We start from the raw sequence: 13,807 nt of genomic DNA, 5'->3' as shown, positions 1-13,807 counted from the left end.
AGACTTTTGAGAAACGTCACTTTGGCGCACTCGGAGGTCCTACTGGGTGGTCTACAGAGCCTCCGCAGAGGGAATCAGCCACGGATTTGGGATTGATTTCGCGTGCTGAAACACCAAAGGAGCGGTTCCTCAATAGTCTCTTAGAGCGGCAACCCTCTCCCGAGTTCGGGAGAGGGTGGACTTTACTCTTCGATGCGAGGGGTTTGGCCTCTGTGCTGGCTGTACCCTTTTCCCTGCGGTCAGGCGGACCCGGCGGCCTCGACGGCTTCCTCGCTGCGGACGATGGGGGTCTCCTCGGCTTCGCGGCGGGACTGGAGGATCACCTCCAGCTCGCGCTCGCGCAGGTTGAGCGTGTAGCCCGCGCCCACGATCCCCACGCGCAGGTACGAGAGCGTGAGCGGCTTGCCGTTCTCGCACTCGTCGGCGTTGTCGAAGCGCACGCCGCGGCCGTCCACGAAGGTCACCGAGCCCTTCCCCACCACCCGGCCCAGGTGCCCGCGCACGATCATCCCCGTGTCTTCGTCGATCCCCAGCCCCATCAGCTCGGCGTTGCGGGCGATCACCATGAACAGGCGCTGCAGCCGCCGCCGCTGGCTGAAGTGGGTGTCGATGACGGCGCGGAAGCCCAGCAGCCCGAAGCCGGGGCCCAGGTGGAGGTCCTGCATCTGCCCGTACTCGTCGGGCTCGCCGCCGGCCAGGATCGTCTCGGTGAGCGCCGCCGCCCCCGCGCTGGTGCCGCAGACCACGCCCCCCTGGGTGTAGGCCTCGGCCAGCGCGCGCCCCACCCGCGAGCCGGCCAGCGTGGTCACCAGGTGCACCTGGTCGCCGCCGCCCAGGAAGATGCCGTCGGCGTCCCGGAGCATCTGCGCCACCTTGCGGTCCTGCGCGCGGTCGCGGCTGTCGACGATGGGGACCTCGACGTGCCCGGCGCCCGCCTCGGTGAGCGACTTCACCCACTCGCGCGCCGAGCGCACGGGGTTCATCGACGCGGTGGTGAGCGCCACGATGCGCCCGCCCGCGCGCCCGCCCGCCAGCTCCACGAACGAGCCGAGCGCCTCGCCGTGCGGGTCGCACGCGCCGCCGATCAGCACCAGGGTGCCGTCGTGCCGGTCGGTGCGCCGCCGCGTGGGCTCCTCGCCGGGCTCGGCGACGCGGTTCCTCGCCTCGCCGCCCACCCCCTTGCCGTTACCCGACTGCCGCTGCTCCATCTCTCCGTGCTTCCCGCTCCGCTCGTTGCCCTTCCTCCCCCTCGGCCCGCAGCTCCTCCAGCGAGTGCACGGCCAGCGCGGCCGCCACCTGCGCGGCGGGCGAGGCGCCGTCGTCCGCCAGCGCCCCGAGGTCGGCCGTGCCCCCCACCGCCTCGACGACGATCCGCCCCTGGCGCACCGTCGCCACGGAGTAGGCCAGGCGGGTGTCGCGGTGGGTCACGTCCTGGTCGGTGGCGAAGACGGCCACGCGGCAGCCGGCGTCACGCGCCATCGCCTGCACCTCCCACTCTCCGGCGGGGACGACGGCGATCCCGCCCCGCCGCACGGCGTCGGCCAGGACGGAGACGAGCTGCCGGTTGCGCCCCTCCTCGCGGTAGCGCCCGGGGACGTCGTCGACGTCGGCGTCCAGCACCACGGCGAGCTCGGAGCGCGAGTACGGCAGCCCGGCGTTCAGGATGTACGCGGGCGCCACGTCCACCACCAGCTCGTCCTCGGCCACGCCGCGCCGCACCATCTCGTCGCGCACGCCGGCCCGGTCGCCCCCGCCGGTGATGCCGCAGAGGACGTGCTGCTCCAGCGGCGGCACGTCGGGCGAGGCGGCCAGCGCCTCCAGCTCGGCCAGCGCGGGGTCGATCGACTCCAGCTCGCCCGCGAAGGCGCGCTGCACGATCTCCAGCGCCAGCGCGGCCGAGCGCAGCCCCACCTCGGCGTGGAGGTGCTCGAAGACCACGGTGTACTCGCCCGGCCGGTCGCCGCCGCGGGCGCGCCCGTAGCCGACGTCGTGCCCCACCCTGAGCTGCAGCTCCAGCCCCACGTGCTCGGCGATGTGGGGCGCGTACGTCCCCCTCCGGAGCCGCGTGACGAAGCCGCCCCGCTCGCCGATGCTGCAGCGGTGCTCCCAGAGGCCGGGGAGCACCGCCAGCAGCGCCTCGGTGAAGCCGGGCGCGTGCGCGGACGAGATCTCGTCGTACGCGCCCACGGCCACGTCGAGCCGCGTGACCGGCCGGCGCGACCAGAAGTTGGCCCCGCGCAAGGAGCGCAGGGACACCAGGCGGATCTCGGAGTACGGGTCCGGTCGGTCGCTCATCCTCTCGGGCCGGTGGGCGGGTTCGCAAGCCCGGGGAAGGTGCGCAAATGGGGGGCCGTGGGGAAGGACTGAGTGCGGGGTGCGTGAGTGCGAGGTACGAGGTGCGAAGTGGAAGTGCGTGAGTGCGTAAGTGCGTAAGTGCGTAAGTGCGTAAGTGCGAAGGTAAGGGGGTGCAGCGCATCTCTGGTCAACTTTCGTCCTCCGCGGTCACGCGCAGCGCGGTAGACGACTCATCAGAAAGTGAGGCTCGCAGCCCAGAAGTGGTGCCAGTCGGCGCCTTCGAACTCAGGGCCGCGAGCGACGAAGCGCACGGCGATGTCGGGCCCACGGAGCGTCAGCCGTGGCGCGCCGGACTGCGCGCGTCCGATCCACGGCAGGCGGACGACGGCGCCGCCCTCATATTCGAGGTAGCTGCGCTCCATTGGTGGGGAGTGCGGACTGTCTCGCAGCAGTGTTCCTTCCAAGAACGCGTTGTGGACCACACCGACCGCCCGACCGGAAACGAAGAGATAATACGGCGGGGGGTGGTCTCGCGGCCGGTCTGCCTCCTGTCGGATCTGCAGAGCGAGGCGCTCCCATTCGCGCTCTTCATCGGCAGTGGGCGATCCTCCGGATCTGATTGCGCTCGCCGTGCGGGCTTTCAGTAGCGTCGGTGCAATTCGGCTGCTGAATCCCGCAGGCACATTCAAGCCGAGGCGGACCGTCGCGCCCACCGCCCCATGGGTGATCGGAGTACCGAGGACCGTCTCAACCAGCGGCACGGCATCGAAGTTTCGCGTAAGCGGGATACCTTCCTCACCCCGGCGGCCGCCAACCTCTAGAAGGCGGTAATGTATACGATAGCGTGCCTGTACCGCCGGGCTGTTGGGAATCTGGTGATCCCAGCCTTCTGGGTGAACGGCCCCAACGATCTGATGCCATCCTTTCTGCACCGACTCACCGAGCGCGAGCGGGCCCACAAGTCCAAGGTCGTACTCGATCTCGTGTACGAATTTCCCTCGGCTCGCTTCGAATACGCGCCCGAGATAGATGAAGCCGGCGTATGGCCGATCCTCCGCGATGTAGCGTGTTGAGGCCAGGTTCTCGGGTGTGTAGAAATTCTGCCCGTACGCAATCCCCGTCCGAATCCGATAGCATCCGGACGCGTCGTCCTCAGGGTTGCTCGGACACGGCTGCATTCCGAGCAGCAGCGGCCGCCAAAACCAGTTATGGCGGGCACGGTGTTCCCAAGCCGGGCCTGCATCCAGCAACCAACTGTAGCGCAGACCGTTCGTGTACGACTTGTCACTCAGTTGAAGGTCATTCTCCCAGTGAAACGTGCGGCTCAGATAGGGGCGCGTTTGGGCCTCGAGCCTGGATGCGAGGAGCCCAAGGAGCAGGGCGAGTAGCCAGCGTAGTCGCGGCATCGGTGTGGTGGGTCGGACGGAAAAGTTGAGCGCCACTGCCGGACAGCAATGCCTGGCAGCGGTCTGCTATGGTCGGCTGGAACCCTGAGGACTCACTGGTATGGGACGTGGTCGCCGCTGCATGGGCGCCGGACGGCAGCATTATGGCTGCTGTTGCCGCGGCTGCCTGGCTCTTCTTTCCCGTTCGCGCAGCCGCCGGCGTGCCTCGGCCCCGGCGTCGCCACGGCGACCGAGAGCCGGCAGGTTGCCGCTGATGAACTCTCCGGTAACGGCCAGCCCAGCCACCATCTGTAGCCCAGTCAGGCCCGGAACGTCGTCGCCGCTCGTGTTCCAGAGGTGGTAAAGCTGCGTCCCCGCGATCACCCGGCCGAAGGAGAACGCAAAACCAAGCTCGGGTCCGAAGGCGGCATTCCCATCCTCGAAGAGGTCCGCAAAGAACGGACTCTCGTGCACGTCACCGTGCAGCCACCGAAGGGCCGCACCGCCTTCAACGGTCAAAGACGCCCGACTATTGAAGAGCGGTCCGGCAAAGACGTCACGAGCCCATAGCGCCCCCGCGCCGAAAACGGTTGCGCGAACGATGCTCGCATCAGCCGCCGTCCCGGCCCTCAAACGGATCGTGGACGTGTTCGCATACAGGTGGTTAGGAAAATCCCGCCACGGCGCTCGCCAATCGAGGACCCCGGCGGCGAGCGAGGCTCCGGCCCCCGGAGTGAGTACCAGAGGACCGAAGTCCGCAGGGGCCACGGCGTCCGTCGAGATGATGCTAACGCGGGCGGTGAACCGGCCCGCATCGGTCTCGACCGTCGCTCCGAGGGAGCCGGTCCCGATTGGCTTCTTGCCGTCGTCGTCAGCGGTCTTCGGATCGCCGAGGCTCTCGGTAACGGTGCCGGTCGCGAAGACGATGATGGGGATGCCTTCGATCTGGCGCCGGGTGCGCGTCAGCCGTCGATCGAACTGATCTTGGATCACGCTGACCGAGTCGCGGCGCGCGGAGGACTTGATCACGTCCAAGGCGTCATCGTAGTCGAGCGGATTAGCTGCGATCATAGCGAGACCGACAGCGACGTAGGCGGAATCGCCTGCTTGCATTCTTTCGTTCGCGTGCCCTGGATCTTTGACCGCCCGTTCGACCGCCAGCCGGAACGCGTCCTCGTTGCGATCAGCCCAGGCGTAGTGGAACCTCCACTTGGCAACTATAGCACTGTCGTGCTCGGCCTCCACCCGAGTGACCTCGCGTTCGTGAGCGGTGCGGACGCTGTCGCGCCGCTCCTTTGTGAGGGTGGCCATTTGAGAGGGCGAGGGTTCCGGCGGGAGCTGGGCCCGCATGAAAGCACCCGTGTATGGCACGTACTCCGCCCCTGGTGGTGCTGTGAGGGTTGGGTTGACGAAGGTCTGGCCGGCCGCGGCGGGAGCAACGGCCGCGAGCCCGCACAGGGCGAGCGCGAGCATGGCGCGTTTAGACATGGAAGTTGGGAGGGTGTGTAGGGTGAGGGAGCATAATGACTGGCGCGGCGAACAATAGGTGCACCATGCCAGATGGGGCAAGAAAAAAATCTTGTTGGCGGGGCAGCAGCTAGCCGGAAGAAGGCTTACGCTTCGGAATGAGATTGGGATACCAGTCTAATGAGAACGCTGCGGCGCTATACCGCAGTGCTGTACGTTCGGGGCAAGCTGGAGTCGGCAGCATGAATCCAGTTCGGGTTCGTCGGGGTGAGGAACGTCAGAACGCCGCGCCGGCGGCGTGGGGGCGCACCTGCGCGAGGGTGGTGGGCACGCTGTCGGCCAGGATCACCACCAGCTCGCCGTCGCCCAGCATCTCCAGCGCGCGGTCGACCGCTTCGGCCTCGGTGCGGACCGCCTCGATCTGGTCGCCGCGCAGGCCGCCCTGGCGCAGGCCCTCCACCAGGATCGCCGCCACCTCGCCCGGGGGGCGGCCGCGCAGGTCGTAGTCCTCCTTCACGATCACGTGGTCCAGCCCCGCCGAAAGGCGGCCCACCTCGCGGATGTCCTCGTCGCGCCGGTCGCCGGGGACGGCGATCACGCCGATGCGGCGCCGCGCCGGGATGTTCGCCACCATCTCCATCAGCCCGCCCACGGCCGCCGGGTTGTGCGCGTAGTCCACCAGCACCCGGCTCTCGCGCACCCGCAGCAGGTTCAGCCGCCCCGGCGTCATCGACGGCGAGGGGAAGAAGGAGAGGAGCCCCGCGCGGATGGTGTCGTAGCGCACCCCCTGCACGTACGCGGTGGCGATCGCCGCCAGGATGTTCCCCTGCTGGAAGCGCGCGGCCCCGCCCATCATCAGCGGCACCTCGCGCACCCCCGCGATCGGGATGCGCAGCCGCCCCCGCCGGATCACGAAGGTGCCGTCCTCCACCCGCGCCCCGATTCCCCCGCGCTCGATGTGCTCCTCGAAGCGCTGGTTGGCGCCTGCGGGCATGGTGGAGAAGAAGACCACGTCGGCCCCGGTGCGCTCGCGCATGGCGTAGACGAGGTCGTCGTCGGCGTTCAGCACGGCGTGGCCCTCGCGCTTGACCACGGCGGGGATCACCGCCTTCACCTCGGCCAGCTGCTCCAGGGTGTGGATCCCGCGCAGGCCCAGGTGGTCGGCCGAGACGTTCAGCACCACCCCCACGTCGCACTCGTCGAAGCCGAGCCCCGCGCGCAGGATGCCGCCGCGCGCCGTCTCCAGCACCGCCACGTCCACCGTGGGGTTGGAGAGGATGATGTTGGCCGAGAACGGCCCCGTCATGTCGCCCTCCATCACCAGCCGGTTCTGGAGGTAGACGCCGTCCGTCGTCGTGAACCCCACCGTCTTCCCCGTCTGCCGGAAGAGGTGCGCGGTGAGGCGCGTGACCGTGGTCTTGCCGTTGGTCCCGGTGATGGCGATCACGGGGATGGTGTACGGCGAGCCCGGCGGGTAGAGCATGTCGATGATCGGCGCGCCCACGTTGCGCGGCGTCCCCTCGGTGGGGTGCGTGTGCATCCTGAGTCCCGGCGCCGCGTTCACCTCGATAATCACCGCGCCGTTCTCGCGGAAGGGCACCGAGATGTCGGGCGAGAGCACGTCGATCCCGGCGATGTCGAGCCCCACGATCCCCGCGGCCATCTCGCACGCCGTCACGTTGTCGGGGTGGATCTCGTCGGTGCGGTCGATCGACGTTCCCCCCGTCGACAGGTTGGCCGTGGCGCGCAGGGGCACCACCTCGCCCGCCGCGGGGACGCTGGCCAGCGACAGCCCGCGCGACGCCAGGAACTCCTCGGTGGTGCCGTCGTGCGGCAGCCGGGTGAGGGAGCGCGAGTGGCCGCGCCCGCGCCGGGGGTCGCGGTTGGCCTCCTGGATCAGCTCGCGCACCGTGTGCCGCCCGTCGCCCACCACGTGCGCGGGGACGCGCTCGGCCACGGCCACCACCCGCCCGTCCACCACCAGCACGCGGTAGTCCCGGCCCGTGACGAAGCGCTCCACCACCACGCGCGGGCTGGCCTCGGCGGCCTGTCCCCAGGCGCGCACCAGCGCCTCCTCGTCGTCCAGCCGCCCCGAGATCCCCCGCCCGTGCGAGAGGTCCACCGGCTTCAGGATCACCGGGTAGCCGATCTCGCGCGCCAGGTGCACCGCCCGCTCCAGCGAGGGCGCCATGTCGCCCTCCGGGACGGGCAGCCCGATGTTGCCCAGCACGCGGCGGGTGTCCTCCTTGTCCTGCGCGATCTCCACCCCGATGGCGCTGGTGTAGTCGCTCATGGCCGCCTGGATGCGCCGCAGGTTCTTCCCCAGCCCCAGCTGCACCAGCGAGTACGAGTTGAGGCGGCGCACGGGGATGCCGCGCCGGTCGGCCTCCTCCACGATCGCCGCGGTGGAGGGGCCCAGGCGGACGGCCTCGCGCAGGTCGTGCAGCTCCTCGACGGTCTTCTCCACGTCGAGCGGCTCGCCGGCCATGCAGGCCCGCACCAGCCGCACGGCGTCGCGCACCGACTGCAGGCCGACGTCCTCCTCCTCGTACGCCACGATCAGCCACCACACCCCCTCGTCGCCGCTCTCCACCACGCGCCCGAAGGAGACGTCGGAGCCGGCCAGGCTCTGCAGCTCCAGGGACACGTGCTCAAGCACGTGCGGCAGGTGGGTGCCCTCTTCCAGCCGCTCCAGGAAGCCGCCCGGGGTGCCGCGCGAGCAGCGGTGCCCGGCCAGCGTGGGGAGCGCCTCCACCAGCCGCTCGTTGAAGCCGGGGATCTGGGTGGTGGGCACGTCTTCCAGCGCGCCCAGCCGCACGTCGCAGGCGATCACCGGGGCCAGGCGCCAGAAGTTGGGCCCGCGCAGCGCCCTGAGCCGCGAGATGCGCAGCTCGTCCGGGTCGAACCCGGCCACGGCGGCCGCCGACTGCTCGTGTGCTTCGGACATGAGGAGGTCGAGGAGGAAGGAATGCCGGCGTCCCGGCGCCGGCTCTAGCGGGCGTGCTCGTGCGTGGGGGCCGGGGGCTCGCGCAGCCCGCCGCCGCGCGCGGGGGCGGCCTCGGACGCCTCGGCGCGCTTCGCGTCGGCGCAGTCGATCTGCCGGGTGAAAGCGCTTTCCGCCGCGGGGGCGGTGGGGGACGCGGAACGCTCGTGGCGGGGGTCGCGCCGGGTCGGCTGGGGACTCATCGTGCACCTGAATTGCTGGGTTTGCCGCGGCCGGTCTCTGGCCGGACGGCCCCCCCCCCGAGGAGGCACGAAGCATACCACGTTCCGGGCACGGCGCCAACGAAGCGGTTGCGGTGAAAACACTTGAATGGAGCGGCGCGCCCCGGTGCCCGGCGGCGCCCGGCGAGTGCCTGAAGACACCCGCTGGAACCACGGGAAGCCCTCCGGGCTGCGGGGGCGGGTCCCGATGCGCGCCGCGGGCGCCGGCGCGCGGACCGGTCGCGGTTCTCCCTCTCCCGCGCGGCGGAGGAGGGCCGGGGAGGGGGCATCCCCGGCGGCGGCCATACAGATGCCGGTCGGGACGGGCGACGGGTCCAGGGTACGATGCTTGCCGCTTCCCCGCCTCCCAACCGCAGCAGAGGAGGGTGCATGGGCGGGAAGAAGATGGAAGGCAGCGAGGAGCAGAAGCGGGCCGCCGCGCGCGAGGCGGAGCGCCACGGCAAGAGCGCCAGCGAGGTGGGCGCCACCACCGGCGCCAGCCACCAGCACACCGACGCCAGGCCGGGTGCGAGCCACCAGGAGCGGATCGACCTGAAGAAGGAGGGGAAGCAGGAGGTCCGCGCCGACGGCTCGGTCTCCGAGGCGCGCCCCGGCAGCCGCGACAGCGACACGCCCGACCGCGAGCGCCATCCGCGGATGTGACCCCCGCGCGCCGGCGGGCCGGGCGCTCCGGCCCGCCGGCTCACTTCGCCAGGTACTCGTCCAGCACCTCGAGGACGTCCCGGCGCGCGTCGTCCTTGCGGTCGGGGGGGACGCGGTCGAGCAGCACGGAGAGCGCGTGCTCGGTGGCCACGTCGCGCGAGCCGCGCGCGCCCAGCCAGTTGGCGTACCACGCCAGCAGCCGCTGCACGGTGCGCCGGTATGGCATGGCGCTCTGCAGGAGCTGGCTGAGCCCGGTGGGGCTGATCCCCACCTCGCGCGCGGTGGCCCGCAGGCTCGTCTCGGCCCGGCGGATCTCGAGGGCGTTGCGGACCTCGCGCAGCAGCTCCGGGGCGATCCCCCCCGGCTGCAGCGGCTGTCCATCCTGTCCGCCGTCCTCGATGTCGTCCAGTCGTTCGGAGTGTTCGGTTTTCATAAAGTGAACATAGTGTACGGGACGGCGCCGGTCAACGTCCTCGCTTTCCCCGACCTGCTCCGGCGGTGCGGGGGAGGCGCGGAGCCGCTATTCTGGTCCGCTCCGACGCGGGGCCGGACGCGAAATGGGACGGGGGGAAATTGGCTGGAGACGCGGAGCTGCCGATCGCGGTGATCGGCGCCGGGGCGGCGGGGACGATGGCGGCCGTCTTCGCGGCCGCGGCGGGCCGGCCGACGCTGCTGCTGGAGCGCACCCGCGACGGGGGGCGCAAGATCCTCATCAGCGGCGGGGGGCGCTGCAACGTGCTGCCGTCGCGGATGGACCCGGCGCAGTACTTCACCGCCTCGTCCGCCAACTCGCTGAAGAAGATCCTCCTCTCCTGGCCCCTGGCCGACCAGCGCCGCTTCTTCGAGGAGGAGGTGGGGATCCGGCTGGTGCTGGAGCCCGAGACGGGGAAGCTCTTCCCCGAGTCGAACCGGGCGCGCCAGGTGCGCGACGGCCTGCTGGAGCTGGCGCGCCGCCGCGGCGCCCGGCTGCGCTTCGACGCCTACGTGGTGGGCCTGGACCCGCCGGTGGACGGCGGTCCCTGGCGCGTGCGGCTGGAGGGAGGAGAATCTGTTGAGGCGGCGAAGGTGGTCGTGGCCACCGGCGGCCTCTCGGTGCCGCAGACGGGGAGCGACGGCACCGGGATGCGCATCGTGCGGCAGCTCGGCCACTCGCTGAACGAGACGTACGCGGCGCTCACCCCGCTCACCGCCGACCCGCCGGCGCACGCGCACCTGGCCGGCGTTTCGCTCACCGCGCACCTGGAGGCGCCGCTGGAGCGCGGGGTGCTGGCGGCGCACGGCGGCTTCCTCTTCACCCACCGCGGCTACAGCGGCCCCTCGGTGCTGGACGTCTCGCACGCCGCCGTGCGCGCGCGCGACCCGGCGCGGCAGCCCGTCTACGCGCGCTGGACCGAGCTGGACGCGGCCGCGTGGGAGCGGCTGCTGCTGGAGCGCTCGGGCGGCACGGTGGCCGGCCTGCTGCGCCGCCACCTCCCCACGCGCCTGGCCGACACGCTGCTGGCCGAGTGCGGCATCGACGAAGACCGCCCTCTCGCACAGCTCCGCCGCGACGAGCGCACGCGCCTGGTGGAGGCGCTCACCCGCTACCGCCTCCCCTGGACGGGCGACGAGGGCTACAGGAAGGCCGAGGTGACGGGCGGCGGCGTCCCGTTGAGCGAGGTGGACCCGCGCACGCTGGAGAGCCGGATCGTCCCCGGCCTCTTCCTCTGCGGCGAGATCCTGGACTGCTTCGGCCCGATCGGCGGCTACAACTTCTGCTGGGCGTGGGCGACGGGGCGGGCGGCGGGGATGGGGACGGGAACGACCTGAGTGCGAAAGTACGAGAGTACGAAAGTACGTTCGGACCCGTGCTCGTCCGCCGCCATCGCCCGAAGTCCGTACTCTCGTACTCCCGTACTTTCGTACTTCTTTTCAGAGGCCAGATGACCGACGCCGGCTCGGGACTGCTCGACGGCTTCCCCGTGGTGGTGGAGCTGCCCGTGTTCTGGGGAGACATGGACTACTTCCGCCACGTCAACAACATCATCTTCTTCCGCTACTTCGAGAGCGCCCGCATCGCGTACCTGGAGCGGATCGGCTTCCGGCAGGAGGGCGAGGCCGAGGGCGCGGGGCCGATCCTCCACTCCACCCACGCCCGCTTCCGCCGCCCGCTCACCTGGCCCGACTCGGTGCTGGTGGGCGCCCGCACCGTGGAGGTCGGCGAGGACCGCTTCACGCAGGAGTACCGGCTGGTGAGCCGGGCCCAGGGCGCCGTCGCGGCCGAGGGCGGCGGCGTGCTGGTCGCCTTCGACTACGCCGCCAACCGCAAGGTCCCGCTCCCGGACGTGGTGCGCGAGGCGATCCGCGCGCTCGAGTCGCAGGCCGGATAAATCATCGTCGAAGAGGAAATCCCTGATGCTTCAGGACCAGGTCGTACTCTGGGTCCCGATCTTCGTCGCGTGCGTCTTCGTCGCGGTCCGCGTCGCCCGCGTCCTGGCGCCGGGCGAGCCACGGAGCGCTCGCACCGGCCGCGCGGAAGAGGCGTTGGGTGAAAGTCCTTCTCCCGGCGCAGCGCCGCTCGAACCGGCCGGCGAGGTCGGGGCGGAAGCAGCCGGCGAGAGGCTGTATCGGGCGGTGCAGCGGGGGGGACCTCGACGCGGCCGCCGCAGCCCTCGGGAGCGGGGCGTCCGCCAGCCACGCCGCGGTCCACGAGTGGGAGAACGGGATGTCGTACGAGCCCGCGCTGTACGTCGCGTGCAAGCGCCACGACGTGGCGATGGTGGAGCTTCTCCTGGCCCATGGCGCGAGCCCCGACGCGGAATACGAGAAACGGGCCTCGGGGTACTTCGAATCCGAGCCGTGTCTGCACGCCGCGGTGGCGAGCGCGGACTACGTCGGCCAATGGGTCAGGCCGACCACGGAGCCCGTCGAGATCGCCCGGATGCTGCTGGAGAAGGGCGCGAACCTGAACGTCCCGTATCGGGACAGGGACGACTGCTACCGTGAGATGAGCGTCCTCGGCAGCGCCCGGGGCAACCCGGACTTGGTGGCGCTGCTGGAGCGGTACGGCGCTCGGGAATAGCACGCCGCGTCGCTGTCCGACGAGAACGGTCCCGCGCCCGCGCCTCGCTCAGCCCTGAGCAATCGTTTGCACGTCCGGCCTTTGCTCCTGTAACGGGGTCGGGTGCGGGGAGTGCAGCGCGGTTGCCCGCCGGCGAGGGGGGCCTCGGCGGGCGGTGGGTCTCGGGACAGACGGGGAAGAGAGGTGGAGGATGGCGACGAAGGTGCTGGTGGTCTACTACAGCAGCTACGGGCACGTCCACCGCATGGCGCAGGCGGTGGTGGAGGGGGCCGAGGGCGTCCGGGACACCGAGGTGCGGCTGCGGCGCATCCCCGAGCTGGAGGAGGCGCGCAGGGCGATGTCGGGGCAGGAGTGGTACGTGAAGGCGCAGGAGGCGCAGCGCGAGATCCCCGAGGCCACGCACGACGACCTGCGCTGGGCCGACGGGATCGTCTGGGGGATCCCCACCCGCTACGGCAACATGCCCGCCCAGGTGAAGCAGTTCATCGACACCACGGGCGCGCTGTGGCAGGCGGGCGAGCTGGAGGACAAGGCCACCGGCATCTTCACCAGCACGGCCACCATCCACGGCGGGCAGGAGAGCACCATCCTCACCAGCCTGGTGCCGCTGCTGCACCTGGGGATGATCTTCGTGGGCACGCCGTACGGCCAGAACCCGCAGATCATGGTGACCGACGGCGTCGGCGGCTCGCCGTACGGCCCCGGCACCCTGGCCGGCCCCGACGGCTCGCGCCAGCCCGTGGAGTCGGAGCTGACCAGCGCGCGCAACCTGGGCAGCCGCGTGGCGAAGGCGTCCGCGCTGCTGCGCCAGCTGCGCGCCAGCGACCCGCACGGCGAGCAGCCCGACGCACCGACGTACCACCAGTGAGTGCGAGGTGCGAAGTGCTGAGTCCTGAGTGCTGAGTGCTGAGTGCTGAGTGCTCAGGATCTCTCAGTTTCCCCGTGGGGGTGAGGCCTGCCGCGCCCGCCCGGCCTCGCCCCCACACGGGTGACTGTTGAACGCAGTGGAGCCCGCGGCCGCACTGCTGCTGAAGCCTTATGCAGTTTACGAGGTATTTCGTAGCGTCTGCGCTAGTGCGGCCTGTGCAAGCACTTAGCTTTTAGTCTCCTGTCTGCTGCCCATTCTGCCGTCCGTTGACTCAGGCCTCTTTCTCAGCCCCTATGTCGTTTGATCAGATCCGCGTCGCGGGACGCGTGTGGGCTCCGGTGCCGCATACCGCCGTTCGCCGCTCCGTGAACTCTGCTGATTCTGTTTAGCCAGTGCTGAGGATCATCGTAGGCTTGCGTGCATTCCATTAATGCCACATTTTGCGTAAGAACCTTCGTTTGGACGCATTGCCGCGCCGGATACCACTACACAGCACAAGGGGATGAACCCATGCAGAAGCTCAAGTTGCAGCTGGACGACCTGCGCGTGGACAGCTTTGAGACAACCGCGATGCGCGAGGAGAAAGGGACAGTGTTCGGGGAACAGTGCACCTGCCAGACAGTCTGCACCTGTCCGGGCTGCGCCACCTGCGACGCGTCGTGCAACGGGTCCTGTGACGACTTCTCGTGCAATCCCTCCGGCTGCGGCGACTTCCCGTCGTGCCAGGGCGGCACCTGCGTGAGCTTCTGCCCCTGTCCGCATGTGAACTAGCATCGCGTCTCGACGGTTCTGCCAAGCTCACCGAAGCCCTCAATAGCCCCCGCGCGCGAGACTTGCGTGCGGGGGCGGCGTCACGGCGGGTTC

General features: G+C 70.4%; 13 protein-coding genes. 6 read left to right on the top strand and 7 right to left on the bottom strand.

All coding sequences use genetic code 11. From position 1 onward, the window contains the following. Positions 1-239: 239 nt before the first annotated feature. The 6 genes from VF746_30110 to VF746_30085 all read right to left on the bottom strand — a co-directional run bounded on the left by VF746_30110 (position 240) and on the right by VF746_30085 (position 8,333). On the bottom strand, positions 240-1,208 hold the full coding sequence (locus VF746_30110) for a cyanophycinase (protein HEX8696711.1): 969 nt from the start codon (positions 1,206-1,208) through the stop codon (positions 240-242). Beyond that, positions 1,186-2,295, bottom strand: a complete 1,110-nt coding sequence (locus tag VF746_30105) for a hypothetical protein (GenBank protein HEX8696710.1) — start codon at positions 2,293-2,295, stop codon at positions 1,186-1,188. The genes VF746_30110 and VF746_30105 overlap by 23 nt, the downstream gene beginning before the upstream one ends. A gap of 233 nt (positions 2,296-2,528) precedes the next feature. Then, complete coding sequence (locus VF746_30100; protein ID HEX8696709.1) at positions 2,529-3,701, bottom strand: lipid A deacylase LpxR family protein; 1,173 nt, start codon at positions 3,699-3,701, stop codon at positions 2,529-2,531. Between the two features lie 141 nt (positions 3,702-3,842). Continuing rightward, positions 3,843-5,153, bottom strand: a complete 1,311-nt coding sequence (locus VF746_30095; GenBank protein ID HEX8696708.1) for a hypothetical protein — start codon at positions 5,151-5,153, stop codon at positions 3,843-3,845. 271 nt (positions 5,154-5,424) lie between these two features. Next, positions 5,425-8,094: a cyanophycin synthetase gene (gene cphA / locus VF746_30090; protein ID HEX8696707.1), complete on the bottom strand. Its 2,670-nt coding sequence runs from the start codon at positions 8,092-8,094 to the stop codon at positions 5,425-5,427. A gap of 44 nt (positions 8,095-8,138) precedes the next feature. Further along, positions 8,139-8,333, bottom strand: coding sequence for a hypothetical protein (locus VF746_30085; GenBank protein ID HEX8696706.1), 195 nt, complete (start codon positions 8,331-8,333; stop codon positions 8,139-8,141). A 408-nt stretch (positions 8,334-8,741) separates the two neighbouring features. Between VF746_30085 and VF746_30080 the strand changes: the two genes are divergently transcribed. Next, complete coding sequence (locus VF746_30080; GenBank protein ID HEX8696705.1) at positions 8,742-9,014, top strand: hypothetical protein; 273 nt, start codon at positions 8,742-8,744, stop codon at positions 9,012-9,014. A gap of 40 nt (positions 9,015-9,054) precedes the next feature. Here VF746_30080 and VF746_30075 read toward each other — a convergent pair whose 3' ends face one another. After that, on the bottom strand, positions 9,055-9,447 hold the full coding sequence (locus tag VF746_30075) for a hypothetical protein (GenBank protein HEX8696704.1): 393 nt from the start codon (positions 9,445-9,447) through the stop codon (positions 9,055-9,057). A gap of 140 nt (positions 9,448-9,587) precedes the next feature. Here VF746_30075 and VF746_30070 point away from each other — a divergent pair, with 140 nt between their 5' ends. The 5 genes from VF746_30070 (at position 9,588) to VF746_30050 (ending at position 13,714) form a co-directional block, all read left to right on the top strand. Beyond that, positions 9,588-10,823: an aminoacetone oxidase family FAD-binding enzyme gene (locus VF746_30070; protein HEX8696703.1), complete on the top strand. Its 1,236-nt coding sequence runs from the start codon at positions 9,588-9,590 to the stop codon at positions 10,821-10,823. Between the two features lie 113 nt (positions 10,824-10,936). Beyond that, positions 10,937-11,383, top strand: a complete 447-nt coding sequence (locus VF746_30065; protein ID HEX8696702.1) for a thioesterase family protein — start codon at positions 10,937-10,939, stop codon at positions 11,381-11,383. Positions 11,384-11,718: 335 nt separating this feature from the next. After that, a complete protein-coding gene (locus VF746_30060; GenBank protein HEX8696701.1) occupies positions 11,719-12,075 on the top strand; it encodes a hypothetical protein in 357 nt (118 codons plus the stop codon). 190 nt (positions 12,076-12,265) lie between these two features. Then, positions 12,266-12,943, top strand: a complete 678-nt coding sequence (gene wrbA, locus VF746_30055) for an NAD(P)H:quinone oxidoreductase (protein ID HEX8696700.1) — start codon at positions 12,266-12,268, stop codon at positions 12,941-12,943. A gap of 510 nt (positions 12,944-13,453) precedes the next feature. Continuing rightward, on the top strand, positions 13,454-13,714 hold the full coding sequence (locus tag VF746_30050; protein ID HEX8696699.1) for a hypothetical protein: 261 nt from the start codon (positions 13,454-13,456) through the stop codon (positions 13,712-13,714). Positions 13,715-13,807 lie beyond the last annotated feature (93 nt).

Source organism: Longimicrobium sp., from assembly GCA_036389795.1.
GTDB lineage: Bacteria > Gemmatimonadota > Gemmatimonadetes > Longimicrobiales > Longimicrobiaceae > Longimicrobium.
The sequence above is the reverse complement of the archived record's forward strand: the minus strand, read 5'-3'. Positions and strand labels throughout refer to the sequence as shown.